21 protein-coding genes and 1 pseudogene are annotated in these 25,559 nt (G+C 69.0%); 9 read left to right on the forward strand and 13 right to left on the reverse strand.

From position 1 onward, the window contains the following. Window positions 1–203: 203 nt before the first annotated feature. A complete protein-coding gene (locus tag ACWDKQ_RS02335) occupies window positions 204–731 on the reverse strand; it encodes a hypothetical protein (RefSeq protein WP_450136962.1) in 528 nt (175 codons plus the stop codon). A gap of 902 nt (window positions 732–1,633) precedes the next feature. On the opposite strand from ACWDKQ_RS02335, the pseudogene ACWDKQ_RS02340 reads away from it, so the two are divergent. Further along, window positions 1,634–1,723 (forward strand): annotated as a pseudogene (locus ACWDKQ_RS02340) (helix-turn-helix domain-containing protein); the annotation flags it as partial. A 12-nt stretch (window positions 1,724–1,735) separates the two neighbouring features. After that, window positions 1,736–2,698, forward strand: a complete 963-nt coding sequence (locus ACWDKQ_RS02345; protein ID WP_450137020.1) for a LysR substrate-binding domain-containing protein — start codon at window positions 1,736–1,738, stop codon at window positions 2,696–2,698. 144 nt (window positions 2,699–2,842) lie between these two features. Here ACWDKQ_RS02345 and ACWDKQ_RS02350 read toward each other — a convergent pair whose 3' ends face one another. After that, the gene (locus ACWDKQ_RS02350) at window positions 2,843–3,793 is read right to left on the reverse strand and encodes a LysR family transcriptional regulator (protein WP_450136963.1); all 951 of its coding nucleotides are present in this window, start codon (window positions 3,791–3,793) and stop codon (window positions 2,843–2,845) included. A gap of 83 nt (window positions 3,794–3,876) precedes the next feature. Here ACWDKQ_RS02350 and ACWDKQ_RS02355 point away from each other — a divergent pair, with 83 nt between their 5' ends. Both ACWDKQ_RS02355 and ACWDKQ_RS02360 read left to right on the forward strand, forming a co-directional pair. After that, complete coding sequence (locus ACWDKQ_RS02355) at window positions 3,877–4,638, forward strand: sulfite exporter TauE/SafE family protein (protein ID WP_450136964.1); 762 nt, start codon at window positions 3,877–3,879, stop codon at window positions 4,636–4,638. A gap of 221 nt (window positions 4,639–4,859) precedes the next feature. Then, window positions 4,860–5,027 (forward strand): hypothetical protein, encoded by a 168-nt coding sequence (locus ACWDKQ_RS02360; protein ID WP_450136965.1) that lies wholly within the window; start codon window positions 4,860–4,862, stop codon window positions 5,025–5,027. Window positions 5,028–5,063: 36 nt separating this feature from the next. On the opposite strand, the gene ACWDKQ_RS02365 is transcribed toward ACWDKQ_RS02360, so the two are convergent. Then, window positions 5,064–5,384, reverse strand: a complete 321-nt coding sequence (locus ACWDKQ_RS02365) for a hypothetical protein (protein ID WP_450136966.1) — start codon at window positions 5,382–5,384, stop codon at window positions 5,064–5,066. 197 nt (window positions 5,385–5,581) lie between these two features. Between ACWDKQ_RS02365 and ACWDKQ_RS02370 the strand changes: the two genes are divergently transcribed. The 5 genes from ACWDKQ_RS02370 (at window position 5,582) to ACWDKQ_RS02390 (ending at window position 13,077) form a co-directional block, all read left to right on the forward strand. Then, on the forward strand, window positions 5,582–9,337 hold the full coding sequence (locus ACWDKQ_RS02370) for a CHAT domain-containing protein (protein WP_450136967.1): 3,756 nt from the start codon (window positions 5,582–5,584) through the stop codon (window positions 9,335–9,337). Window positions 9,338–9,576: 239 nt separating this feature from the next. Further along, window positions 9,577–11,181, forward strand: coding sequence for an Hsp70 family protein (locus tag ACWDKQ_RS02375; protein WP_450136968.1), 1,605 nt, complete (start codon window positions 9,577–9,579; stop codon window positions 11,179–11,181). A 168-nt stretch (window positions 11,182–11,349) separates the two neighbouring features. Further along, window positions 11,350–11,688, forward strand: coding sequence for an ATP-binding protein (locus tag ACWDKQ_RS02380; protein ID WP_450136969.1), 339 nt, complete (start codon window positions 11,350–11,352; stop codon window positions 11,686–11,688). Between the two features lie 88 nt (window positions 11,689–11,776). After that, on the forward strand, window positions 11,777–12,412 hold the full coding sequence (locus tag ACWDKQ_RS02385; RefSeq protein ID WP_450136970.1) for a hypothetical protein: 636 nt from the start codon (window positions 11,777–11,779) through the stop codon (window positions 12,410–12,412). A gap of 2 nt (window positions 12,413–12,414) precedes the next feature. Then, window positions 12,415–13,077: an RES family NAD+ phosphorylase gene (locus ACWDKQ_RS02390; RefSeq protein WP_450136971.1), complete on the forward strand. Its 663-nt coding sequence runs from the start codon at window positions 12,415–12,417 to the stop codon at window positions 13,075–13,077. 440 nt (window positions 13,078–13,517) lie between these two features. Here ACWDKQ_RS02390 and ACWDKQ_RS02395 read toward each other — a convergent pair whose 3' ends face one another. From ACWDKQ_RS02395 to grpE, 10 genes are all read right to left on the reverse strand, one after another. Beyond that, window positions 13,518–14,126, reverse strand: a complete 609-nt coding sequence (locus ACWDKQ_RS02395) for an Rv1733c family protein (RefSeq protein WP_450136972.1) — start codon at window positions 14,124–14,126, stop codon at window positions 13,518–13,520. A gap of 351 nt (window positions 14,127–14,477) precedes the next feature. Further along, a complete protein-coding gene (locus tag ACWDKQ_RS02400) occupies window positions 14,478–14,696 on the reverse strand; it encodes a hypothetical protein (RefSeq protein WP_450136973.1) in 219 nt (72 codons plus the stop codon). Window positions 14,697–14,839: 143 nt separating this feature from the next. Beyond that, window positions 14,840–15,043, reverse strand: coding sequence for an Hsp70 family protein (locus tag ACWDKQ_RS02405; protein ID WP_450136974.1), 204 nt, complete (start codon window positions 15,041–15,043; stop codon window positions 14,840–14,842). Continuing rightward, on the reverse strand, window positions 15,036–15,176 hold the full coding sequence (locus ACWDKQ_RS02410) for a hypothetical protein (RefSeq protein WP_450136975.1): 141 nt from the start codon (window positions 15,174–15,176) through the stop codon (window positions 15,036–15,038). The genes ACWDKQ_RS02405 and ACWDKQ_RS02410 overlap by 8 nt, the downstream gene beginning before the upstream one ends. Further along, on the reverse strand, window positions 15,173–16,756 hold the full coding sequence (locus ACWDKQ_RS02415) for a TRAFAC clade GTPase domain-containing protein (RefSeq protein WP_450136976.1): 1,584 nt from the start codon (window positions 16,754–16,756) through the stop codon (window positions 15,173–15,175). Before ACWDKQ_RS02415 ends, ACWDKQ_RS02410 begins: the two co-directional genes overlap by 4 nt. Next, a complete protein-coding gene (locus ACWDKQ_RS02420; RefSeq protein WP_450136977.1) occupies window positions 16,756–19,158 on the reverse strand; it encodes a GTPase-associated protein 1-related protein in 2,403 nt (800 codons plus the stop codon). Before ACWDKQ_RS02420 ends, ACWDKQ_RS02415 begins: the two co-directional genes overlap by 1 nt. Continuing rightward, a complete protein-coding gene (locus tag ACWDKQ_RS02425; protein WP_450136978.1) occupies window positions 19,155–20,345 on the reverse strand; it encodes a TRAFAC clade GTPase domain-containing protein in 1,191 nt (396 codons plus the stop codon). Before ACWDKQ_RS02425 ends, ACWDKQ_RS02420 begins: the two co-directional genes overlap by 4 nt. Before the next feature lie 163 nt (window positions 20,346–20,508). Beyond that, window positions 20,509–22,869 (reverse strand): hypothetical protein, encoded by a 2,361-nt coding sequence (locus tag ACWDKQ_RS02430; protein WP_450136979.1) that lies wholly within the window; start codon window positions 22,867–22,869, stop codon window positions 20,509–20,511. Window positions 22,870–23,042: 173 nt separating this feature from the next. Next, window positions 23,043–24,698 carry an Hsp70 family protein gene (locus ACWDKQ_RS02435; protein WP_450136980.1) on the reverse strand — a complete coding sequence of 552 codons (1,656 nt, stop codon included), beginning with the start codon at window positions 24,696–24,698 and terminating at the stop codon, window positions 23,043–23,045. After that, complete coding sequence (grpE, locus tag ACWDKQ_RS02440) at window positions 24,691–25,542, reverse strand: nucleotide exchange factor GrpE (protein ID WP_450136981.1); 852 nt, start codon at window positions 25,540–25,542, stop codon at window positions 24,691–24,693. Before grpE ends, ACWDKQ_RS02435 begins: the two co-directional genes overlap by 8 nt. Window positions 25,543–25,559 lie beyond the last annotated feature (17 nt).

Here is a 25,559-nt window from a genome sequence, read left to right on the forward strand (position 1 = left end):
TATCATGGAAAACCGTCATGGACCCTGCGCGAGGTTCTGGCACTGGAAGAACCGGGGAAGCCAGGGGCGCCGATTCATATCGTAGCTCCGCACCCGAACTGCACGATACCGCCAGGGCTGCCTAAACCTGTGAACATTCGACCGCTGAGACAAAACCTCTGAGCTAGCCCCCGACCAGGCGCAGGTCGGGGGCTTTCTCATGACTAAGACCCGAGTAGGTCCAAGTGGAACCCGATTACGATCAACACAAACGAAAGCCACTTCCAGCCGTTTCCGTGTTGGCCAATCGCAACAATCTTGGCAATCACCAGAAGGAACTTCTCTGCCTTAATCAGAAGATAAGCTAAACCAAGTGCCAGCAACATGCCCAGCATCGTAGGGATTCCAGCAGACCCAAAGGTCTCACTTAACGTCTGCTCTCCACGCATCTCAACAATCACCACGGGAACCATACTCGCAGCAAGCGAGAGCGATGCAACGAGCAACAGAACGAGGCGCACTAGCGGAAATCTTGCTAACCATCTGCTCCTTACTCGCAATCGAAGTGCACTGCGCCGGAACCGATCGGGACCGATCAGATCGAGTACGACCACGGCACCGGCGATAAACTGAAGGTACTTCCCAAGGCGTGCCCAATACAGCATCGGCCAGCCATACATGGTGAAGTCTTCTAGCTTCTGACCATCCCACCACAGGCCCACGGCTTCCCAAAAACCAACGTCCTGCACCACGGTCGTAGCCACCTCCCAGTAGGGAGTCGACTATAGCGCCTTGATCACGGCTGCCGACCGGGCCCGCGAAGAACAAAAAGGCGGGCCACTATTCGATTACCCAGGGGGACGGCCGACGGTTGCCCTTCGTATTTTCTAGCAGCAGTTTCGGACGCCACAGGAACAACTTCTCCTGACGGATACACGTCATAAAGAGTCCACCGCCGTTCATCCGTCCGCATGCCCAATGCCCAGCCACAAACCCTAATACCTTCTCCCGACTTGATCTGGCGAGGCACACAGTTCGGAAACGCTCGCTGCCTAAGCGCTTCTCTGTGCTGGTAGTGGTCGATCGCCAGCCGATACGGGTCATATCCTCAGCTGGAGCCAACGACGGTATGTCCGTTGGCTTCCGCCCAGCGCTCGATAGCCAGCCGCTGACGCTCAGGGCTGGTCGTGGTGTCCTCGCGGCCCTGAAACCGGCGCAGCCTGATACGGCCTAGTACCCGTAACCCTGCTACCGGTGCGGCTGACCTAGCCACCGCTCACGCTCCCTTACCTGCCAAGACCAGATCGGTAACGACTGTTCATGCGTTACCGCCTGGTCAGTGCGGGTTCACACGGACCGATCGGGCGTGATGGCTTGGGGACCTAGGTCCCCGTGCTGGCCTGGTGACGTCGGGTCGGGGTTACTGCCGCTGGTAACGGGCTGCCCGGTGGTCCGGCGTTGGTCTGTGTGAACTTGGTAAGTAAGAGCACGAAATCGGCGTCTCCCGCGCCCACCAAACGCCGATTTCGCGCGAAACCGGCGTCTCCGAGCGCTGCGGACAATGCGTGGTTGAATCCGGATCGAGGTTCGTGGACGAGGCGCTGGAACGGGGGTCGACGTGGACATCGCCCACCTGCGCGACTTCATCACCGTCGTGGATTCCGGCAGCCTGACGCGCGCCGCCGCCCAGCTCTACGTCTCGCAACCGGCCATGAGCTAGCGGATCGTCCAGCTGGAATCCGAGCTCGGGGTCCGGTTGCTCGAACGCGGGCCGCGCGGCGTGACGCCCACCGCGGCGGGCCGGGCCCTCTATCGCGACGCGCAGCAGCTGGTGCGGCAGTTCGACCGCATCGCGGGCGATGTGCTCAGCGACGACCGCATCCACGGACCGGTCGCCGTCGGGCTGCCCACGACCGTCTCGGTGCGCTTGGCACCGGCGCTGTTCGCCTGGACGAAGGCCCACCACCCCGGCATCCACCTCCAGCTGTTCGAGTCGATGAGCCGCTACGTCCAGGAGCTGCTGGCCCTCGGCCGCCTCGACCTGGCCGTGCTGTACCGCGACGACCACACCGTCCGTCCCGCCGAGACCCTGCTGTACTCGGAGGAACTTTTCCTCATCGGGCAACCGAAACCGCCAGCTGCCGACGAAGACGAGATCGGGTTGGTGGACGTGCAGAACACACCGCTGGTGGTACCGGGCGGTCGCAGCAACCTGCGGGAGCTGATCGATCGGGCTTTCACCGCACGGTGCCTGCTGGCGTCCATCGTCGCGGACGTCGACTCGCTGGGCGCCATGATCCGCATCGCGGCCAGCGGCGAGGCGTGCACGATCCTGCCGCTGTCGAGCGTCGCGGACCAGGCGAACCACCGGGAGCTCGGGGTTCTGCGGATCCGCAATCCGGTCATCTCCCGGAGCGTCGCGGTCTGCAACGCCGTCGAGTACTACCCGGCCCGAGACGCCGTGGCGGCCGTGCGGGAGGGCATCTCAGTGGTGACGCGGCAGATGGCCGCAGCCGGGAATGGCCGGGAATCCGGCTGGTGTAGCACTTCGCAGCACCTCGCGGTCCACCTCGCGGTCCACCTCGAAATTGTCCTTGCCGCCGATGAAAGCGGACTACACCGGCGCCATGCTCGGTTTGGAGGTATCGATCTTCGCCCTGTCAACGGCTGCCATGGTCGAATCCGCTCGGTCCCGGATACGTTGATCACGACGGCGTAAACCCGTTCTGGCAGTCCCCCGGCCTTTTGGGAATATCCGGTTCCGGTCAGCGGGGTGCGACCTGGCAACAAAGAGCCGTTCTATTCACCGTCCCTCATTCGGCAAGGGCGGGTAGGCGGCCCCTCCTGGCGGGGTGGCGGCCGGTCACCCGTCGTGGAGAGGACGCCGGTCGATGGGGTCTGCGTGTGTGCTGCTGGAGACTTGATCGAAGAGGGCGGCGTGACGCAGGTGTTCGGCGAGTGCGGCGACGGCCGTTGAGGCGGCATGGTCCTTGACTCCCCAGGCCAGCAAGTGGTGGCGACGAGCCCAGGGGTCTTGCAGTTCACACACCTCAAGTGGCTGTTGGGAGTCGATGACGGGACGCGGTACGACGGCGAGTCCGACTCCGGCAGCGACGAGGGCGACGAGGACGTTGATATTGGCGACGGTGGTGCGGTAGCGCACCACCGGAGCGTGTGACACGAGGTGCTTCTCAATCCAACGGCGCAGCGAGGACTCGGCGTTGAGCCCAACAAGAGGGTGCTCGGCGACCTCGCTGTAGGTCAGCGCGGTCCGCCCGGCGAGGATTCCTCCGGCCTGGCCGATCACGACGAGGGAGTCGTCGCCGAGGGGCTCCATGTGCAGGCCGCAGTCGTGGGTCTCGTCGTCGAGGACCACCCCGAGGTCCGCCTCGCCGTCGGCGAGCATCCGCACGGTCTGGGGGGTTCGGCTCTCGGACACCGTGACGTCGACGTCCGGATGTGCTCGGAGGAACGAGACCAGGGCTCTCGGCACGAGCCGGTGCATCGCGGAGCCGCCGCCCAGCAGGGTCAGGGGGACGGTGGAAGACCGGGTATAGCTCGCGACGGCGCTTTCGAGTCGCGCGGTCTGGGCGAGCACGTCCCGTGCGTGGCGGGCCAGGGTGGTCCCGGCTGGTGTCGGCCGCACGCCCCGCCGGCCGCGGATCAGCAGTGCCACGCCGGCCTGGCCTTCCAGCGACCGCACTCTGGCGCTGGCCGAAGGCAGGCTCAGGTGCATCCGGCGAGCACCCGCCGTGATCGACCCCTCGGTCACGATGTGGAGGAAGAGCCGCAGGTCGTCCAGGTCATAGCGCATCGTCTCAGGCTAAGGCCCAGCCTTAGGCTGGGTACGCCGATTACGCATTGTGGACCCACTGGCCGCGGGACGATGCTCGGCCTGTGATCGAGTTTTTGTTTGTTCTGCTGACCGGTATCGCTGCCGGGGCGCTGAACGCCATCGGTGGTGGGGGTACGTTCGTCGCGCTTCCCGCTCTGGTCGCGTTCGGCCTGCCACCGGTGACCGCGAACGCCTTATCGCGGGTCGCCCTCGTGCCTGGAGCCATGGCCAGTGCGTGGGTCTACCGACGCGAGCTCACCCCTGTCGGGGAAACGTCCACGAAGTCGCTGATGGCGATCAGCATGGTCGGCGGCGGGATCGGTGCTGGCCTGCTGCTGGCACTGCCGGCATCATCCTTCGATGCCGCGGCACCCTGGCTGCTCGCCACCGCCACGCTGATTCTTGCCTTCGGGAGCCGCCTCTCCCAGACGTTGCGCAACGCACTGGGCCGCTCGGCCAGCATGAGTCCCCGAGCCGTCCTGATCGGTCAATTCTTCCTCGCCGTGTACGGCGGATACTTCGGCGGTGCCGTAGGTATCACGATGATGGCGCTGTGGAGCATCGGGCTCGGACTCGACGCCGCGACAAGCAATCCGATGCGGGTCGTACAGCTCGCGGCCGTCTTTCTCAGCGCGGCCGTGCTGTTCCTCTTCGCTTCGGACGTACTGAGCGCTCCGCTCGTCCTCGCGGGCATGCTGGTCGGCGCGGTGGCCGGTGGCTGGGCCGGCGCCCACCTCGCCCGCCGTCTCCCCGCCTCGCTGCTGCGGGGCAGCATTCTGACCATCGCTGTGGTCATGACTGTCCTATATTTCTTGCGTGGCTGAGCATGCGGGAGCGAGCTACCGCGCCGCGCACGAATGTGGCCGGCGCGAGAATGGAGGCAGGCAAGGGATGACTGTCGGCCCGCGCGTAATGCCGGCCCGATCGGTGAGCACGAGCCGAAGCCCGACGGCACCATCTTCCCCTGGCACCGCGCCGATTTCGCTGGCCTGGTCCCAAGTTGACGACATACCGAGAAGCACTCCCGACCGCTCGGAGGACAGAGATGGTCACACCGTCATCCGGCACACCGTCCGATATTTCCCGGCTGCAGCGGCAGTTCGCCCTGCGCGCTTTGGCCCTCGCGCTCGTCCTCGGCATCACGGGCGAAATGCTGCTGACCATTCTCGTCGCGCTCATCGGTCTCGGACTTCTCGTGCTATCGGCCGAGTGACGGCGGTTCCGGCCCGGGAGGTTCCCGGGCCGGCTCTCACCGTTTAGCGGGGCACGCCACTGCGTCCAGGTCCCAGCGCGCCACCCGGCCGTTGAGGTTCGAATCGCCCTGGTCCGCGCAGTATTCGCCGGTCAGCAGGGTGTTGCTGCCCTGGCGGTTGGCCTGATCCAGGATGTTCTGCACGCCGAGCTTCGGCAGTTGGGCATCCAGCTTGTCGACCCTCGAGTGCAGGTCCCCGCTAGTGTTGTTGAGGACGAAATCGTTGAGGTTAGGTGCTGCCGCGGCGGGCAGGGCGGCCAGCGTCGTCGTCACGACAGCCGCCGATAACGCCGCAGCAAACAGGTTTCTCCTGCTCACCGGTTTCCCCCTTCGAGTCGAGAACGGCGAACATCGGGGGTTACGCAGGAAAGCGCTGCGGCAGAACGGAATTCACCTGTTCGCCTGCCGCGTTTCGGCCGGCCGCGGAAGCGGGCCGGAATCATTCAATCCCGCTGCGCCCGGCCGTGCTGGCTCTATGCTGGGCTTGTGGTCCTTGATCACTTCGGGGAGGTGCGATGACCGTCGATCCGGCGGAGCTCGACGAGGCCATCGCGCAGCGGTACGCCCAGTTCGCCGAGGAACTCGACGACGAAACCGCCTACCTGGTCCTGGTGGAGCTGGCTGATCTGCTGCTGCACCGCGTCCAGACCACCGGCGCGGATGTCGACGAAGTCATCGAGGTCGCCGGGAACCTGCTCCACCACCTCGCCGATGACTCCCCCGCCCGCGCCGCCCCGCTCTACCAGCTCGGCCTCGCGCATGCGCTGCGCGCCGAGCGCGGGGACAAGGAGGAATTCCGCACCGCCGTCGGCTATCTGCGGCAGCTGCGGCCGCTGCTGTCCGACGACGCGGCCGAGATCGTTGGCCGGATCGGCCTGATCACCGGCCAGATGGTCGTCAACCTGGGTGCGCTTGAGGAGTCCGACGCGGCGCTGGCCGACCTGAACACGGCGTCCGTCCTGCTGCCGGATTCACCGCTGCGGAACCAGGTCCGCCTCACTCGCGGGCTGATCCACACCGTCCGGTTCCTGTCGGGGGGCGGCGACGAAACCGATCACCGGGCCGCAACCGATGATCTCACCGAAGCGCTGGAACACCAGCTCGACACCAGCATGTCGGACGCCTGCCACATCGGGCTGGCCTTCCTCATCGTGGCCAGGGACGTGCCCGCCGAGGTGCGCCGCGGCCGCCTCGACGCAAACATCGGCGACCGGATGTCACTGCCCACCGATGAGCTCCCCGAGGTTCGCCGCCACCTGGACGCGCTTTCCCCGGACGCCGCCGCCGACGGCTCCGTGACCACCTGGAAGGTCCTCGTCCAGGCCGCGGGCAACCTGGACAACGCGTCCCGCGCGGACTGGGAGACGGCGATCGGCGAGCTCGACGACGCGGCGCGCAGCTGGCCCGAGGATGAGCCGGGCAAGCAAGAACTCGCCGGACTGCAAGCAGGTCTGGCCGCAAAGCTCGCAGAGGTCACGGGCAGCCCCGAGGACACCGACGCCGCAACGGCCCAGATCGCCGCAGCCGCCGCGGCCCTACCGGCCGACCACCCCATGCGCCCGTTGCTGCTCACTGGTTTGCGCACTTCCTTGGTCACGCCCGGCAAGAAGCCCTCCGATTTCGACCAGACCGAGCACGCCGCCATCATCCAGCGGCTGGAACACGCGTTGAAGCATTTCGCGGACGACGATCCGGATCGTGCCTCGGTGCTCACCCAGCTGACGATGGCGCTGCTGGGCTCGGTCGTTACCGACCGTGCCCAATCGCCGAAATCCCTGGCCAGGGTACGGGAAATGTGCGAGCAGGCCATCCACCGCGGCTCCGCAGACCCGGTCAACACCGGCGTCAACCACTTCCTGCTGGGCTCCGCCGACGGCCTCCAAGCGATCACCGATCGCACCGATGGAGTGCTCGACACCGCAGTGGAGAACATGCAGCGCGCCGACGAGCTGCTGCCCGCGGACCACCAGTTGCGGCCGTTGATGATGCCGTGGCTGAGCGCCCTGCTCTCCCAGCGGTTCATGGCCCTTGGCGCTCGGGAGGACCTCGACGCCGCGCGCTACTACGCGGAAAGCGTCGGCGGGGACGACGTGCTCGCGCGGTTCACATCCGCGGTGAGCCAGATTTCCCCGAGCCGCACCGATCCCAACGCGTTGGACCAGGCAGGCGCGGAACTCGAGCAACTGCTGTCGGAACTTCCGCCGCAGAGCGTGCTGCGGCCCCGGTTCGCGAGTGCGCTGGGGTCGATCCGGCTGCTCCGGAGCATGATCACCGGCGGCGAGTTCACCCTGGACGGCATCGACAAGGACGAGGTGCGCAGCGCGACGGACGCCATTCTCGACGCGCTCGACCAGGTGCCCGATCACCACTTCGACCAGCCGAACGAGGCGCTCGGTGCCGCGGTGGCGTGCGTCAGTCAGGCGATGGCGACACGGGATCTCGGGATGCTCAACCGGGGCATCGGCATGATGGTCGAGATCTGCGCCAAACCCGATGTGTACCCGCAGAACCGCTGGCATGCGCTTTACATGTTGGCGACCGCGTTGCGAACCCGCTTCGAATTCACCCGCGCACCACGCGACCTCAGCAACGCCATCGACCGGTACGAGCAGGTGCTTCGCGAGTTCGAGCTGGAGCCCGGCGCGTTCGACACCGCGAACCTGCTGCACTCGCTGGCCGACTGCTACTTCACCCGAGGCGACAGCGTGCGTCGTGATCCGCAGCGATCCGTGACCACCGGGCTGGATGCGTTGCGCGAGCGGGCGCGCACCGTTCTGCTGCAGTCCAGCGCGCGCCGGGCGTTGGAGACGGCGAGCACCGCGGCCGGTGAAGCAGCTGACGTGGGCCGTTGGTGTCTCGCAGCCGGAGAGCCGGAGGCTGCGGTGCAGGCGTTGGAGTTGGGGCGTGGCATGGTCTTGCACGCTGCGACGGTCGACGCGAACATGCCGGCCCTGCTGCGCAAGAGCGGGCACGCGGACCTCGCCGACCGGTGGGAATCCGAGGTGGGGCAACAACAACCTTGGGACATCGGCGCATCCGGCACCGCGAGCGTGGCCGATGCCGCGCTGCCCAGCGACCTTCGTTCCCGCGTTCTGCGTGCCTTCGCAGGCACGGCAGTCGAGGCCCAGCTGCTGGCCCCGCCGCTGGTGGCGGAGATCGCCGCCGGGTTGAGCGCCGCGCGCACCCAGGCCCTGGTCTACCTGCTGCCCGGCGTCGCGGTGTTGGTCACCGCCGACGGGCGGGTCGAGCAGGTGGAATCGGCGCAGCTCACCGAGGACGGCCCGGTCGCCCGGTTCGACCAGATGCAGCGCGAACGCTCCAGCAAGGTCGAGGACCAATGGCGGGCGGCGCTGGAGAGCGTCTGCGACTGGGCTTGGCCCGCGGCACTGAACCCGGTGCTGGACCTGGTCGCCGCCGGGTCGCGCGAGCGCCCGCTGCGAATCGTGCTGGTACCCGTGGGAAAGCTGGGCACCGTGCCGTGGCATGCCGCGCGGCGGCGGGTGCCCGGCGGCAAGCTCCGCTACGTCTGCCAGGACGCGATCATCTGCTACGCGGCGTCGGCACGGCAGTTCGTCGAGGCCGGTCGGCGCGAAACCCGTTCCTGGGCCAGCGAACCCGTGCTGGTGCGGATGCCAGAGCTGCACTTCAGCCGGCACGAACTCGGCCACATCCACGACAGGCACTACGAGCACGGCACCTACCTGGGGAAACCGTCCGATCCGAGGCGGCGCAACCGGAACCGCATACCGCCGAAACCCGCCGAGGTGCTCGCCCAGTTGCCCACCGCCTCGCTGCTGCACCTGGCCTGCCACGCCACCCCGGCGGAGCTGCCGACCGAATCGGCCCTGCTGCTGGGCTCCGAAGAAGTGCTGCCGGTGCAGGACATCCTGCGGCAGGCGCGAGACCGGCCGCGCGACGCCGCCGGGGCGCTGGTCGTGCTCGCGGCCTGCGCCAGCGACCTCACCGACCGGGAGCACGACGAGGTTCTGACGCTGTCCACCGCGTTCCTCGCCGCCGGTGCCGCCGGGGTGGTCGGCACCCGCTGGGAAGTCGAGGACATTCCCACGGCCATGTTCATGATCGTGTTCCACCACTACCTCAACTCCGGCTACACCGACCCGGCGAGTGCGCTGCGGGCCGCGCAGCAGTGGATGCTCGACCCACGCCGCCGTCCGATTTCCGGTATTCCCGAAGAACTGGCGGCGTTTTTCGCCGACATCGATCCCACCGGGCTCACTTACTGGGCAGGGTTCACCTACCAAGGCCGTTAGCATCTGCTTTTGCAAGCGGCGGAAGCCGCTTGCGGTGTGCGACTCGGTTCGCACCGCCGCGGCTTCTCAGACCGTGCCCACCCGTAGGGTTCTCTGCGAGGGCCTACCCCGGCGTTGCGAATGAATCGAGGTTGCGACAGCGAGAAGATGAGCGCAATTCCCGCGCGGAGCCGGCCGTCCGCACCGCTACGCGAAACCTTCGAGCACACTCCGGCATCCGGCACGACGAAGGGAGCTCCATGGCGCCGGCCACGTTCGGCATCGACCTCGGCACCACTCATTCCTGCATCGCGCACATCGACGAGGCGGCGCGCCCGGTGATCGCCAAGAGCGCGGTCGGCGAGGACACCACGCCTTCGGTGGTGTACTTCGAGCGGCCAGGCGTGGCGCTGGTGGGCACGGCGGCGAAGAATTCCGCGCTGCTCGCGCCGCACCTGGTGGCGCAGCTGGTCAAGCGCGACATGGGGCGCAAGAACACCGAGTTCACCTACCACGGGAGCCGCTACACCCCGGAGAAGATCTCCGCGCTGATCCTGCGCGAACTCGCCCGCGCCGCCGAGGAGAACACCGGGCACACCGTGTGGGACGTGGTGATCACGGTGCCCGCCTACTTCGGCATCGCCGAACGCGATGCGACTCGCAAGGCCGGGGAGATCGCCGGGCTGAACGTGCTCGACGTGCTCGACGAGCCCGTCGCCGCCGCGCTACACCACCACGCGCTGGACGACTCGCCGCAGGCCCGGCACGTGCTGGTCTACGACCTGGGCGGCGGCACGTTCGACACCACCGTGATCCGGGTGGCCGGGGACGACATCCAGGTGGTGTGCACCGACGGGGACGGCGAGCTCGGCGGAGTCGACTGGGACCAGCGGATCGTCGACCACCTGCTGGCCGCGTTCCGCGACGCGCACCCGAAGCTGGATCCCAGCGCCGACGAGCAGGTAATGCAGGAGTTCACCGACCGCGCCGAGGAAGTCAAGAAGGCGTTGAGCGCCACCATGTCCCGCAACGTCGCGTTGCGGGCCGGGGGCGCCGCGGTCACCGTGCCGGTCACCCGGCAGCAGCTGGAGGACCTCACCGCCGACCTGCTCGACCGAACGATGTCGATCACCGAGCGGATCATCGAAACCGCGCGGCGCAAGGGCGTCGAGCGGTTCGACGAGGTGCTGCTCGCGGGCGGGATGACCCGAATGCCCGCCGTAGCGGGCGGGCTCAAGCAGCGCTTCGGGCTCGACGCCCGGCTCTCCGAACCGGACCTCGCGGTCGCCAAGGGCGCGGCGCTGTTCGCGCTGATCAGGCAGGCCAAGAAGGTTCAGGGGGCGTCGGCCAACCGGCAGTTGGGGATCAGCGCGGCCGACGTCGACGCGATGGCCAAGAAGCGGGTCGCCACCGTGGTGCCGCGGGCGTTCGGGGTCAAGGCGGTGGACCCGCGTGATCCGCTGGCGCTCACCGATCCGATGCGGGCGCGGCAGATGGTGGCGCATCTGCTGCACGCCAACACCGCGCTGCCCGCCGACACCGGCCCATACCCGTTCCAGACGGCCGTCGACAACCAGCGGATGGTCGAGATCGAGGTGTGGGAGCAGGCCGGCCCGGTCGCGTCTGACGAACCGGCCGACAACACCCAGGTCGGGACCGGCATGCTCACCGGCATCCCGGCGCGCCCGGCCGGTTGCCGCATCGAGATCACCTTCTACATGTCCGAAACCGGTGAGCTGACGGTGCACGCCAAGGAGCTGGAGGGCGGCAACGACGTGCGCTTCGAGCTCAAGATCGGTGGAATGGACCAGAAGGCGGTGGCCAAGGCTCGCACCGACATCGCCGGGCACCAGGTGAGCGGCTAGCGCGTCAGTCCAGCAGCGCGGCCAGCTCCGCCACCTCGGCGGTGACACCGCTTTCCGCCTTCGGCTGCGACACCGCCGCGCTCGGCGGCCCAGGCTTGTTTGACCGGCGGGCGGTTCGATGTTCAACGCCGTGGCACGGCGAGCCGCCGGTGCGGGTACGCCTGCGGAGTGCCGCCGAGCAGGTCGGCGTCGAGGGTCACCGACCACGGTCCCGGCCTGCCGGAGGAGGTGCTGCCACACGTGTTCGGGCGGCTCTACAAAGCCGATGCGGCGCGCACCCGGTCGGAGGGCAGCGAACTCGGCCTGTCGATCGCGATGAAGAATGCGACGTTGCGCGGCGGCACCATCGAGGCGGGCAACCAGCCCGGTGGCGGGTCGAAGTTCACGCTGCGGTTGTGCGCGGGAGAGGTCGGGAACCCGCGTTCTGCCCGGCCGACGGCTAGGGTGCGGCTGCCGAGTTCAGCAATCCCGGCTTCGCCGCCCCGGTTCGTTGGATCTTGGTGTTGACTGGGCGGGTGTTGGGTTCGTGGATCCCGTCGGGTTGCGCGCAACCGCGGGCACCGGAACCACCGCCCATCGGAGAGGAGGTCGGCGTTTGAGTCAACAGCGGATGCTGGACGCGCTGGCGACCGAGTGGGACGACGTGGCCGACCGGCTCGATCCCGAGACATTCACCCGGCTGGTCGCGCTGGTCGCCGAGTTGCAGGACGCGGCTGATTCGGAGACCTCGGCGCTGATCGCCGAGGACATCGCCTCGCTGCTGGGGGATGCGCTGCCGATGACCCACCCGGTCCGGCAGGCGCTGGCCGAGCCCCAGTCGCGGTTCCGACGGCCGACGGTGGACTGGCAGCGGCTGAGCGCGGACCTGCGCGACCAGCTGACCAGCTCCGCGCCGCACCCCGACCTGGATCGGCTGCGCGCGGCGGATTCGTTGAACGAGCAGCAGGTCCAGGCCGCCGGGGCGGATCCGGCCGACCCCGACCTGATCCGGCTGCCTTCGGACGACGGCCCGAGCCGGTGGCCCGCGTTCCAGTTCAACGCCGCCGGCGCCCCCCGCGAGCTGGTCCGGACCGTGAACCGCTACCTGCACGCCGCGGAGGACCCGTGGGGCGCGGCGGACTGGTGGCTCGGGCCCAACGACTGGCTCGGCGGGGTGCCCGCCGAGCTGATCGGGCAGATCGCCGACCGGGCGCTGATCGACGCCGCCCGCGAAGACTCGGCGGAGGTGTGAGCATGCCGGAGGCCACACCACCACCGGAGTTCGAAGCCGCCCCGAACAAGTACGTGCTGCCCGCCGATACCACGCTGTTCCGGCTGCACTTCCGCACCCGGCACGCGGCCGAGTTCAAGCCCGCGCAGGCGGGCAACGGGTCGGCGGGCGGTCGGTTCGACGGAACCTCGGCTGATCCGTTTCCCACCTACTACGCGGGCTTGCACGTGACGACGGCGTTAGCCGAGGTACTGATGCGCAACCTCGGGTTCGGCGGCAACGGACAACGGCTGATCCGCCGGGCGCAGATCGCCGAGCGGCGGCTCAGCGCGGTGCGCACCGCCCGGGAGCTGAACCTGGTCAGCCTGCTGACGGCACCGGATCTTGCCGCGGTTGCACAGGATTCGTGGCTGGTCGATGCCGAGGGCGAGGACGCCTACGCCCGGACCCAGGCGTGGGCGGTCTGGATCCGCTCGCAGGCGGAATGGGCGGACGGCTTGATCTGGCCGTCCAAAAGGGACACCGGGAACCCGGCGCTGGTGCTCTTCGGCGACCGCTGCGGCGGCGACGGCCTGGACGGCGACGAACCGGAGCTGCAGATCGACCTGGACACCCCGATCGGCGTGGCGTGGCTGGGCAAGATGCTCGCCCCCTACCGCGCAGTGGTGGCCCCCCGACCGAACTGACGTGCCCGCTGGTCTCGGCCGTGAGTTGGATGGGATCGTCCATGGTGCGGTAGCGCGGGCCCTTGCCAAGCGGTGCCAGCGGCTAGCCACCCTCGCAGCGGCACCGCCTCGGGTTCTCAGATGTCGTCTGGCGAGGACAGCCCGAAGCCGTGTGGAACACAGGGATCGCGGAGACCAGAGGGCGTCTGAGGTTCCGCCACCCGCACCTCCACGCAAGCCTGGAAAACCTCTGCAGCAATGAAAAGCGCTCACGGGCGCTTACGTGCCGGAACGTCAGGCGGATTCCATCAGACCGGTGGGGACTTGCCATTCGCAAGCGGCGCCCCTTGGTTCGTCCGGCGCAGCCCTTCCGTCCAGCAGCGCCGCGGTCATCGCCCGCCCGGCCTCGGATGCCCGGCTCCGCGGGACGATCCTGGGAACCAGGTTTGAGAACGGGAAATTTACCGTTGGGACCAGGTGCCGCCGTGCTGAAGGAACGCCCATTCGCGTTCCCACGCCCGCATGGACATGCGGCGGGCGAGGTTCTGGGTTCCGGCGATCAGGGCGATGCAGGCCAGCTCGATAACCAGCAGCAGGAGCATCGCGGCGAAGATCGCCGAGGTCGCGATCGAGCCCGCGCTCGCCGGCGGTGGCACGCTGTCGCCCGCCTGGTCGACCCACACCGTCAGTGTGTCGCCCGGCGAGCTGTCGGCCGGCACCGGGAGGGTCGCGGCGTGCGACTGCAGCCCGATGCGCCACTCGACGACCGCCGTGGAGCTGAGGGAGTCCTGGCTGTAGGCCTCGGAGACCGGGACGCTGAGCGCTGGACGGGTGGTCAGCGTTGCGGTCACCGGCTGGGTGGTGGTTGCTGATTCCGCCGCCCGCTGCGTCAGGTCGGCGTGCAGTGACGCACCGAACAGACCGGACGCGGGGACCGCGATCAGCGCAACCATGAGCAGCAGCACCGTGATGCCGGCCGCCAGTCGATCGATGGGCCTGCGCAGCGGGTTCCGGTTCACCCCCAGCACGTTCACCAACCATGCTGCGTGCGCTTTCAGCGCCGCGACCATCGCTAACCTCCAAGACGTTTGGTGCACCATGAGCCGCGTAACGACCGTCGTTTGGTTTTACCTCGATGGTTGTGCGCGGCAACCGCCAATACCATTATCCTCACGGCCCAACTTATCGTTATCGCAACGTGACCAGCCATACACCGTTGGTGTAACAGATCACTCCCTTCGCGGCTCCGCGCCCTCGAATAACGGGAAGCCGAATATTCGGTCGAATGCGCTTATTCCGGCATTAGAGGAGGCGCCGGGACGGGCCTCCGCCACCGGTGGCCGCAGAGGCCCGCCAGATGAACCTTCAGTCCTCGGTGGACAAATGAAGGAGCGCAGCTCGTCAGCCACCTGCGCCGGCTCTCATGCGCCATGAAGTGCCCGCCGCGTCGCGACATGCTCCGGTGACGCAGGTCTCGGTAGTGCGCCCGGCGAGCTCTTCGGGAAGTCCGCGAACGCGGCTTCTTGGCTCAACGCGACCGCCCAGGGTGCCGCGATCGCCGGCACCGGGTCGTTGCGATGGTAGTCGTAGTACTGCCGCAACGACGAGCCAATGGTGCCGGTGGCCCAGAGGGTTGCCACGGTCAGCAGCCGTCCTTGTCCCAGCGCGCCTCCAGGTCGCCGGCGCAGTCGCTCCAGTCGCGGTACTCGTCGGCGATGAGCGCCGACACTGACTCCGGCGTGTGCCTCGCGCCGTGGAACATCAGCTCGAATACGGTATTTGATCAGCTTGACGGTGTTCTCCGGATCCAGTTGTCCCGCGCCGCCGCGCCGACCACGGCCGTGTCGGCGGACGCGAAGTGCACCACCGAAAGCGTGGTGAGCTCGCCCAACCGATTGCGGACCACCCCGACCTCACCGTCCACGATGGACGCCACTGCGGGGTAGGTGGTGCCGAGGTCGATGCCGAGCACCAGCTCGTCAGCCATTGTTCAGCACCGAGGTCACGACGCCGGCGCAGCTGGTTGCCGAAAACAGGATGCTGGCCAGCATCGCGATCGCCAAGACCACGACCAGCAACCAGCGGGACACCCGGTAGTTGACCGGGGGACGAATGCTCATACCGCCTCCGTGGTCGGTTTCTCGTCGCGACCGAGGGCGAAACCGCCGCGCCCCAGCAGCCAGCGGAACGGCCCGGCCGGGGTGAGCCGGTGGCCGGGCCTGGTCCCGGTGACCGACGAGACCACGAAGTAGCGGACCTCGGCGAAGTCCCGCTCCGCGGCCAGCACGAGGTTGTCCAGCCCCGCGGTGTTCAGCCAGCCGCGCACCGCCCCGGCGCACAGGTCGGCGGCCCACGGCAGGTCGGTCAGCAGGTCCGCCTTGACCACGGCGATCGCCAGGGCGCGCCGTTCGGTATCGACCCCGTAGTCGCGTAACCGCCGGGCCGTCACGTGGTAGACCTGCTCGGGATCGCCGTTGGCCGGGTGCGCCTCGACGAGACGGGATTCCAGCGCGCCGCCGAGCTGGTCGCGCACCCAGCTGATGGCGAACGGGTCGACCACGAACACCAGTCCCCCGGCGTGGTCCAGGAATTCCAGCTCGCTGTTGTCGTCCCGGTCGAGGTAGAACTCGCCGGCCGCGTCGAAGAGGTGCACCAGCGCTTGGCCCCGGGACTTCCCCGAACCGCCGCGGGTGAACCGGACCGTGATCGCCGGGGGCAATTGCCCGGCCGGGGTCTTCGCGGTGTCGCCGCCGCTGGCGATCAGCTGCTCGCCGTGCTGGAAGGCCTGCCTGCTCGTGTCGTCGACGAAGTCCAGCACCACGCCCTCGGCGGCGGCCACGTCCCGCAGCGTGACCAGACCCGCGTGCACGAGCCGGGTCTTGCCCGCCGACACCGGGCCGAAGACCGGCACCCGGATGTCGGTGACCGCGCCCGAGCCGCCCCGCAGCGGCCGGTCGCACCGCTGGCAAAGCGCCTCCAGATTCCGGGACGCCCGCAGCACCGTCGTCGGGAGCTTCGCGCCGCACCCGCAGGTGCGCGAGGCCGCACCCAGCACGCCGGGCCGGATGTCGTGGTGCACCACCTGGCACCCGCTGCACCGGTAGGCGGGGACTGCCATCACGTGGTAGCACACCGGGCAGCTCCCGCTGGCCTTCCGCATCCGCCGCACGACGTGGTCGTAGCCCCGCAGGACGCCGACCATCGCGGCCCACCCGAGCCAACCCACTCCCAGCGCGATCGCGCCGATGACCGCCACCTCGACCGCACCCAGCACCGCACCCAGCGTGACGCCGGACCAGACCAGGATGGTGATGCCGATGCTCACCCACTTGAGCTTGCTGCCGTCGCCGTAGTTGAAGCCCCACCGCCAGCCGCGCACGATGAAACCGCAACCGTTGTGCCAGGCGGCGATCAGGTCGCGTCGCCACTGGGCGGCGAGGTAGCTCGGCCAGGCCCAGTCGCGCGGGAACGGCCCCTTCGGCTCGCGCAGCCCTGCGGTGCCGTTGACCACGTCGTTGGGCGTGACCAGAACCGGAGGCCGACAACCGCGCCCCAGCAGCACCTGGCACGTCGCGACGAACGCCCAGGAGCTGCCGATCAGCATGAAGACCGGGAACAGCCAGGCGGCGATGGTGATCACCACCGAGGCGACCCAAAGCCCCAAGCACAGCAGCAGGATGCCGCCGACGATGTACGGCATCACTTCTCCCGTCTGCGGAACAGCCGCAGAGCGAGCTCACGGGTGCGGGTCGGTTTGGGCTTCTGCTGCGAGTACTCCTGCAACCACTCGTGCCAGGCGGCGGCGTCCTCGGCCGCCACGCCGCGCAGCAGCTTGCTGATCCGCCGGTAGTCGGACTGCTTGTGCTTGCCGGCCCAGCGCTCCAGGGCCTTGTCGAACGCCTTCCGCACCTCTTCGGAGGTGGTGTCGTGCCAGGCGGTCAGGAACGCCAGCACGACCGCCTGGTCCCGCCGCGACGGCTCGGCCTGCTCGTCGTTCCACACCGCGGGCAGCGCGTGGACCAGCATCTTCTGCAGCTGTTCACCGCCCTGCTCGGTGGCGTCCAGCGTGGCTTGCGGCGAGGCGCCGATCAGCGTCGCGATGATCTGGTCCGCTCGAGCGGTGAAGACCTCTTCGGAGACGTCCTTGAGCACCCCAGCATCGGTTTCGGCGCCCTTGCGGGTGAAAGTGCTCAGCCAGGACCGCAGCCGGCTGTCCTCCTCCCACAGCTTGCGCAGGGCCTCCCGGTCGCCGATGTGGTGCCCCAGCATCCGCAAGACGTCCAGGTAGAGACCGGACACTTTGGACTTCTCGAGCGCCGCGAATGCTTTCTGCGCCAAGGAATCCGAAACAGCCGTAGAAGGAAGGGCGGTTAGGAAGTCCTTCACCTCGGCCATGGTGGGCGCCGAATTCCGGAACAGCGCCTCCCACACCGCTTCGCCGGTACCCGGCCTGTCCGGTGCGCGCAGCTGCTCGCGGAAGCGCCCGATGGTCTCCTGACGGGCCGTGCCGCCCGCGGCCACCGCCGCTGCTGCGATCGCCGCATCCAGCGGCATGAAGGGGTCGCTGAGAGTCGGGGAGAGCAGCCGCCACCAGCGGTCGTTGATCGCCTCGGCGACAGCGGCCGAATTCGGGCCCCTCAGGCGGCGGGTCAGCGCGTCGCGCAGCAGGTCGGTCATCTCCAGGCCGCACGTCCAGCGCGCCGGGTCGAAACCGACGTGCGGGTGCTCGGCCCACCACTCGACGAATCGCCCGGCGGCCTCGCCGAATTGCCCCACCCGGGGCCGCACGTCGAACCTGGTCGCGGTCCGCAGCAGCAGGTCCATCCGTTCGGGGGCGAGGGCGCCGGCGGCGGCCTCGACCAGGACGCGGGTCTCCTCCGCCTCGTCCGGGCTCCACGGCTGCGGCGCGAACGGCGGCCGGGCGTCGGCTGGGGTGCCGCGCACGATCTCGTCGAGCTCCGCGCGCAGCAACGCGATCCGCACCCGCCCGGCCTGTGCCGTGTTGGTCTCCGCCAGTTTCGCCAGCACCGGCAGCCCGGGCGAGGCGGCCAGCACGGCATCCAGCACCGGCTCGACGACGTCCGTCGCGGACACCGGCGGCGCGGAGACCAGCCACTTGGCCAGCGCCAGCGCGCAATCCTGCCCGGACACGGTCTCGTCGAGCATCAGCACCCCGGCGGCCAGTCGGTCCGCCGCGATCGGCAGCTTCCCGCCCCGGCCTCGTGCGAACTGGTGCGACAGCTCGATGGCGTCGACCACGTCGTAGGGGTCGGCGCCGAGGAAGCGCGGCACCCAATGCCGGGCGGCGGCCGTCGGCTCGACCTTCCGGTGCTCGCCGCTGACCAGGTTGAACACCGCGTAGTCGGAGTTGCGGTCCGGGTCGGCCAGCGATCCGGCCCAATCCGGGTGCACCGCCAGCACCTCGTGGCCGCTGTACTGCGGATTTGTCGCGAACACCCGGAAGCCCACCCGCAGTGCCCGTTCCTGCGGCAGCAGGAGCGTTCCGGCCGCGATCCAGCGCACCGCGGTCTCCGCATCCTCGCTGACGAACACCAGCCGGGGCGCGCCCTCGTCGTGCACCCGGTCCATCGCGGACTGCACGGCGAGCAACCAGGATTCGCCGTCCTGCTGGCCCAGCACCCAGTCCCGCAGCGCCTCGACGCCGAACGGGCCAGCCTCGGGTTCGGCCGGCACCGCCTCGCACTCGGTTGTCTCCGCAGGTTCCTCGACCCACCACTGCGCGCCCCACAGCTGTGCGGGCCGGATCGGCCCGTACAGCTGCGGGTCGGCGGTGGCCAGCGCGTGGGTGAACTGGTTGCCCTCCCGCACGCCGCCGGTCTCCGCGCCCAGGTAGATCCCGCGGGCGGTCGCGTAAACGGCGCCGTGCACGTGGACCAGCGAAGGCGGGTAGTTGGATACTTCGCGCTTCTCGCGCATCCAGCCGACCGGGGCCTCGTAGAGCGCCGAGCGCTGCACCACGGTCATCATCTCGTCGGTGGTGCCCGAGGAGACGGCCTGGAACTGGAATCCCGCGCCGCCGCGCAGTCCCTGGCCCGGCCGGCAGTCGGTGTAGTACAGCGACTGGAACTCGCGCCCGCTCATCGTCGGCTCCCTTCGATGATCCCGAAGTGGCTGAGCAGCCACAGCAGTGGTTCGTCCACACGGAACGGCCGCACCCCGGCCGGGTCGATCTGTTTGCGGCCATAGTCCGGTTCCGCACCCAGCGAGGAAACCGCGAAATAGCGGAACGTCTGGTAATGCGCCCGCAGATGCCCGTCGAGGTCGTCGGCGCCGAGCTCGGCCAGCAGCGCCCGCAGGTGCTCGTCGGCGTCCTGGCCACCCGCCTCGTCGTACTCGGGCCCCGTGGCCGGCGGGCGCAGCAGCGGATGGTTGTCGCCGAGCATCCCGAAGAACGCGTCGATCTTGGAGAACACCACGGCGATCGGGATGCCGATCTTCTTGCGATCGCTGAGCCCGACGCTGGAGCGAAGCATCTCGGTGACCCGGTTGAGCACGTTGATCGGCGGCTCGGCGTCGCGGCGGCCGACGTCCGGCACCGCGATCCGGTCCCGCGCGCCGGGCAGCTGGAACGGGTCGAGGAGCACGATCAGCCCGTCCGCCGCGGTCAGGTAGGCCTGGCTGTTGACGAACTCCTGGGTCGTCATGTCCTCGCCGGCGGCGTCGTAAAACGACAGCGTCGTGGTGTTGTGCACCTGGCGGCCGAACTGCACGCGCGGCTGCCTCCACTGCATGACCAGCGGAATGCGGATGCCGTCGGCGGAGCTGGCGGTGGACTCGAACAGCGCCCGGTCGTCGAACAGTGCCTGCTCGTAGCGTTCCAGCCACTGGGCGGTACCGACCCCTGCCAGCTCCCCGGCGAAGGAGATGTCGGCGTCGAAGCGGCGCCGGATGTTGTGCCGCAGCTCGTGCACCAGCACCGTGGTGTAGACGGTCTTGCCAGCGTTCTTGCCGCCCACAACCCCGATCAGCGGGCTGCGGCCGTCGGCGAAGTTGGCGGGCAGCGGTGTGTGGCACACCGGGCAGGCTCGGATACCGCTGACCGTGCCGCAGTCCGGGCACGGCGCCCGGCGCGGCGTGCGCCCGAGCAGGGCCTTCGGTGCGGCGAAGGTCGGCCAGGAAGCGGGGGCGTAGCCGGTGAGCCGCTGCCGTTCGGGGTCGACGACCTTCCGGCACTTCTCCTTGCCGGGTGCGGGCCGGCCGGTGCACTGGAACCACAGGTTGCTCCCGGGAAACCGGTGGTAGCAGTAGGGACAGGCGAGTTTGGCCATCAGGCGCCTTCCCCGGACTCGTTCCGCACGGCTAACCGCCCCACCACCCCGTTCCACCGCAATTCCAATGGAAAACGGACCTCCGATTTCCATTGAAATTGCGGAACTCCTCGCTGGGAGGCGACGGGCTTCGGGGTCGGTTGTGCCGCATCGAGGATGTGCATCAGGACACCTTCAGCTGGGAGATCGGCGGATCGATCAGCTCGATACCGGCGGCGTGCACGAAGCACCGCAGCCAGAACGGTTTCCGGCGCGGCAGTTCGACGGTCAGCTCCAGCGGTTCACGGAGATCGTGGACGCCGCGGTGCAGGACCTGGCCGTCGTCCGGTTTGAGCGGCATGACGCGGCCGGGCGCGACGACCACCAGCACCGTGCAGTCCGGCACCGGCTGGTCGGCGGTCAGGACGACGCGCGCGGTGCTCGTGCCGAACAACCGGCTCTGCCGTTCGACCCGGTAGCTGACCTGCGGCGGCGCCCCGGGCGCCTCCAGCACGGCGGGCAGCGACCGGCTTTCGCCGTTGTCGGCGGTCGCGATCGCCGATACCTGCGCGCGCACGGTGCCGGGCCCGGCGTCGATGCGGCAACCGCCGTCGGCCTGGTACTGCTGCCGGGTCAACCGCAGCTGCCCGCCGCCGGTGTCGGCCAACGCGTTCGTCCAGGTCACTTCGGCCATCCGGACGTCTTCCGGCCACACCCACGACAGCACCAGCTCGCCGCCGAAGCGCCGCGCGTCCAACGAGGTGACCGGCGGCAGCGTCGCCGCGACCCGCGCGGTGTGCCGCACCGGCACGGCCTCGGCCGAGACCTCGGTGCCGTCCGGGCGGCGATACCGAGCGGTCAGCAGGTAGGTGCAGTCACCACCGGCGTCCGCTGCGCAATCACGAAAGGCCGTGCCACCGCTGGTCGGCACCGGAACGTCCGCGGATCCCCCGTCGCGACGGCGCCGTACGTCCACGCCGACGGCGTCCCGGTGAACGACCCAACTCCCCTCGACCGCCCCGCCGCGAACGGCCAACCGCACCTTGTGCACGGGCGGCAGCACGTCGATGGTCACCCCGACCGGCCGGGACCAGACGCCACCGTCCCCGGTGGCGAAAACCGCGTACCCGACGCTCCCACCGGCCGCCACCGCGGCGTCCACCACCGCCGTCTCCCCGACTTCGGCGACTACGTCGCCGTCGTCTGCGTCGGCGGGCATCCGCCCGGCTCGGCGCACCACCCGGTACCGGGTGCCGTCGTCGTGGTCGGGCAACGCCCGCCACGACACCCGCACCCCGACTCCTTCCGGCTGCGCCGTCACGGCGTCGACCGGGCTCAGCGGGATCCGCCGCAGTTCCGCCGCTATCGCGTCGTCGTCGGCGGCGAGCCGCACGGCTTCGCCAAGCTGGCGCCGGGCTTCGCCGTCGGCTCCGCCGCGCAGCGCGCGGTGCGCGGCTTCGCGCAGCTGCCGCACTTGCTCCGCGTGCCGGTCGACGGCCGCTTTCGCGGCGGTCACCTCGTCGGTGTCGATTATCGCGGCGAGGGTTTGCTGGGCGGCGATGAGCTGGCCGTCGGCCAGCAGTTCGGTGACCTTCTGCAGGCCGGTGACCGGCGGCGCGGTGGCGCCGGTTTCGCTGAGGAGGCTCACCACGACCTGCCGGACCTCGCCCGCGTCCAGCCCGCTTCGGCCGAGCACCTTCAGTAGCGCGCTGGCGGGTGCGCCGTTCTCGCGGAGCCGGCGCACGTCGTCGAGAAGGTGGTAGAGCGCCAGCAGCCGGAGGTCCGCGCCGTCCTTGCCGAGCGCCGTGTTTAGGATTCCGAGCGCCTCGCGGGCGGCCTGGTTTCCGGAGCGCCGGTTCTCACGGTCGATTGCCTGCTGGATGGCTTTCGCGGTGAGCCCGGTCGGGAAGGACGGGGTGCTGTCGAAGTCCACCAGGAGCCGGTAGCTTTCGAGCTTGCCGTGCAGGAGTTCGGGAATCCCGGTGACTTCAGCGTCGCCCAGCAGGGCTTTCAACCGCCGGAACAGAGTCTCGGACAGGCCGCTGGCCTTCGGCAGTTCCCGCGGTGTCACGGTCTGCACCCCGGCCTTGTCCAGGGCTCGGTCGACCTCGGCGGGCGCCAGCTGGCCGAACGTCTCGCGCATCGCCGCCAGCTGGCCGGGCGTGATCAGGCCGAGTTCGCCGAAGTTCGCCTTCAGCATCCCGACGAGTTCGTCGATCTGCCGCATGCTGGTGCCGGCTCGGTCGTTGTTCCGGTTGCGCCACCAGGACATGCCGGACATCGCGTCGCCGTGCGCGCGCCGCAGCTCCTCGTCCTCGCGCAGGAACGCCTTGTAGACGCTGGTGGTGAAGCTGGACTTCGCGGTGGATTGGGCGCTTTTGTTCCAGTGCGAACGGATTTGGGCAAGCCGCTGCACCAACTCCGCGTCGGAGAAGCCCGGCTCGACCGCGTACCTGGTCAGCAGGTCGTCGGGTAATCGGCCGCTGCGTCCCCGCAGCGGCCGCACCACTTCGCGCTCGTAGGCCTTGGGATCGAAGGGTTGCATCGGGTCCTGTCTTTGACTTCTGCTCGATCTTCATCTCGGACGTGGCGCAGCCGCCGCAGGTTCTCAACTGTGTCCTGCGGGGACACCCCGCACCCCGGGCAACCTCGCGGAGGACAGGCCCGACGCGGTGAATCTGGCGCATCGGGGCGGGAGTCTGGCCCTGGTGCGGGCTCTCAGCCGGAGACCGTAATCCCGGCGACCACCTTCTTTGCCTCCGCGACTTCCTCGTCGCTGCGCACGCTCACCCTGACCTTGATGTCCAGCGACTTGCCGGTGGACGGCTCGGTGGCGGTCAACTCCAGCAGGCCCTCGTCGTCGACCGTCATGCGGATGTTCACCGGCGATCCGGCGGGCAGCTGCGGCAACCCGTCGATGAGCCCCTTACCCTCGTTGATCGGCTTGTTCTCGTCCAGGTCCGGCCCGGCGACGACCCCGGACTGCTCGAACAGCTCGATCATCACCCCGGTCTGGCCGTCTTCGACGGTGGCCGCCTCCAGCACGCGCTCGTCGGTGGGCAGCGAGTCGTTGGCGTGCACGAGGTGCTTGACGAAGTGCTTCGTCGGCTTCTGCTGCCAGCCCTGGTCGCTGGTGTCGACCAGCTTCACGCCGAAGGCCTTGGGCAGCACGTTCCGGGTCTGCTTGGCGGCGAGGTTCTCCAGCGCCTTGACCGAGATCCCGGTCTGCTGCGCCACGGTCTGCACCGCTTCCGCGACACCTGTAGCGCCCTGCTTGGCGGCCTCGGTCATCTCGCGGTGCACCACGCGGCCCAGCGCGTACAGCGCGGCGCCTTTGGCCACCGCCAGGTCCGGGTCGTGCAGCTTCGGGTCCCAGTCGAAGTCGGCGCGCAGCCGCTGGGCAACCGCGGGCATCTTGGTGGATCCGCCGACCAGCAGCACGTCGTCGATCTGCGTGCCGGGCTGCTTCTCCTGCAGGGTCGCCAGGGTGCGCTTGACGATGTCGACGGTCTTGTCCAGCAGGTCCTGGGTTTCTTCCTCGAACTGGGCCCGGGTCACCTCGACGCGGGCGCTGACCCCGGCGCCTCGCAGCGCCACCGCGCGGGATTCCGCCTTGGACAGCTGCTTCTTGGTCTCCTCGGCGGTGGTGGCCAGCGACTGCATGAACTCTTCGTCGTCGTCGGCCTCGGTGCCTTCCGGCGCCTGCTCCAGGAACTTCGCCAGCAGGTGGTTGCGCAGCCGCGTGTCCCAGTCCGCGCCGCCGAGGTTGTCGTCGCCGTCGGTGCAGATCACCACGATCTCGTCGGAGGACACCCGGATCACAGTGGTGTCGAAGGTGCCGCCGCCGAGGTCGTAGACCAGGATCGTCTTGTCCTCGGCGTCGGTGGTCGCCTCGTAGTGCAGCGCCGCCGCCACAGGCTCCGGCACGATGCCGATCACCTCCAGTCCGGCGATCTGACCGGCGTTCTTGGTCGCGCTGCGCTCCAGCATGCCGAAGTAGGCGGGCACGGTGATCACGGCGCGCGTCGCCTCGCCACCAGTGTGTGCGGCGGCGTCCTGGGCGAGCTGCTTGAGGATCAGCGCCGAGATCGACTCCGGGGTGTAGGTGGTGCCGTCGAACTCGAACTCGGCGTCGCTGCCCATCTGCCGCTTGATCAGCGACACCACCCGGTCCGGGTCGATGATCGCGGAGTTCTTCGCCACCGACCCGACGACCACGTTGGACTCGTTCTCGAAGAACACCACCGAGGGCGTGGTCTCGTTGCTGTCGGTGTTGCGGCAAACCGCGGGTCGGCCGGTCTCGTCGACGTACGAGATGGCGGAATAGGTGGTGCCCAGGTCGATGCCGAACACCCTCAGGTCTCCGTCAGACATCTGCGCTCATCCCCTCTGCTCGCGGGTCGTTCTCGGTGGTCGGCGCGGTTTCGGCGCTCCAGCGGTACACGTGCACCCGCGCGGGGACGGTCACGCGATCGGTAGTGGTGTCCAGGTATCCGTCGGAGACGACGACGGCGATCCGCTCGTGCTGAGCGGGGTCGTCGGCCGGGAGGACCTTGATGGCGCGGTGCTCGCGCGGCTCGAAATCGGCGCCGATCTCCGGTCGGATCGGGGCGCTGCCGCAGCGCTCCAACGCCTGCTCCGCGCTCAGCGCGAAGGATTCGAGCAGGTCCACGACCTGCTGGCGGCCGATTTCGGCGGGCAGCAGGCGGGCTTGGTGCAGCAGATCCTTGCGGAGGTTCTGCAGGTCCTTGGTGATCGGGCGCAGCACGAGGTTTTGCTCCCCGGCGCGCAGCCTCTCCACCTCGGCGTGCAGCTTGTCGATGACGCGCTCGCGGGCGGCGGCCCGCTCGTGGTGTTCGCGGATCTGCTCGGTGAGCGCGGTGACCGCCTCAGCCAGCTGCGCGACCGGGTCCGGGGGTGCGTCGGGTAACGGCTCGGCGGATTCCTCGGGCTGCTCGCCGGATTGCGGTTCGACCGCCGAATCAGCGGTGTCGGTCCCGAGCTCAGCCGGGTTTTCCGGCGGCCCGACAAGTTTTCTGGCCGCCTCAGCCGCCCCTTTCGCAGGCTCAACCGGGTCATTCTCCGATCGGGCCGATCCAGGCGGTTTCTCGGCCGATTCGACTGCGGGTTCGCCCGCCAGCACCTCCGGTTGCCGCGCGGCGTCGACCGGCTCGCCGGTTTCCGGCTGCCGCTCGTCGTGCCCTGGCTCGTCGCGCATGACCTCGCCCGCCTCGC

The organism is Saccharopolyspora sp. NPDC000995 (genome assembly GCF_053599315.1).